The sequence below is a fragment of the Psychrobacter sp. 1Y4 genome (assembly GCF_051847555.1).
The window spans coordinates 1-880 of the sequence record NZ_JBPYDE010000291.1 but is presented as its reverse complement, the minus strand read 5'-3'; the positions used below and the strand labels follow the sequence as shown (position 1 = coordinate 880).

2 protein-coding genes are annotated in these 880 nt (G+C 46.9%); both read right to left on the bottom strand.

The window, feature by feature from the left end; translation table 11 throughout:
• Positions 1 to 161 (bottom strand): carbamoyl phosphate synthase preATP-grasp domain-containing protein (locus ACS8FC_RS15860; protein ID WP_439297477.1); only part of this gene is annotated, 161 nt, incomplete at its 3' end.
• 153 nt (positions 162 to 314) lie between these two features.
• On the bottom strand, positions 315 to 880 hold a 566-nt coding region (locus ACS8FC_RS15855), incomplete at its 5' end, for a carbamoyl phosphate synthase small subunit (protein WP_439297476.1).

The window sequence follows — 880 nt, the reverse complement described above, 5'->3', positions numbered from 1 at the left end:
ATGGTCGCTGGGTTTGAGTTGACCAAGATGACACGGGAGCCTTCTTCTTTTAGTGCTTTACACGCCTGTGCGCCTGAATAGTCAAACTCACACGCTTGGCCGATAACGATGGGACCTGCGCCAATGATAAGAATGCTTTTTATGTCGGTACGTTTTGGCATAGTTAGAGCTACCTTCGTTTGGGTGATAATTTGAGTAATCTTTATTTTTGATAACGCTCATGGCGTTTTATACTTACAGTGCTTTGTTATAGTGCCGCTCGAACCGCGTTTAGCGATTCAAGCTTTGACTTACTATATCGTTCTAATCGTTATTTAAGCTTGAGCAGTTTTAGCCGCTGCCATCATCTCAGCAAACTTATCAAACAATGGTGCGCAGTCATGTGGACCAGGGCTGGCTTCTGGGTGACCTTGGAAGCTAAAGACTGGCTTATTGGTCAGCTCAATACCTTGGTTAGTACTGTCAAACAGTGAGCGATGGGTCGATTTAACGTTGTCAGGTAGCGTGTCTTCATCAACCGCAAAACCATGGTTTTGACTGGTGATCATCACCGTGCCTGTTGCTAGATCTTGTACCGGATGGTTGGCACCATGGTGGCCCGTTTTCATTTTGATCGTATTAGCACCGCTAGCAAGACCAATCAGCTGATGACCTAAGCAAATACCAAACGTTGGTACGTCTGTTTCTTCAATGATGTGACGTACGGCGTCGATAGCGTAGTCACAGGCGGCAGGATCGCCAGGGCCATTTGATAAGAAAATACCGTCTGGGTTCATCGCTAGCACGTCTGCGATAGGCGTTTGTGCTGGGACGACCGTTACGTGACAACCGCGGTCGACGAGCATACGTAGGATATTGGTTTTGCTACCGAAATCATAAG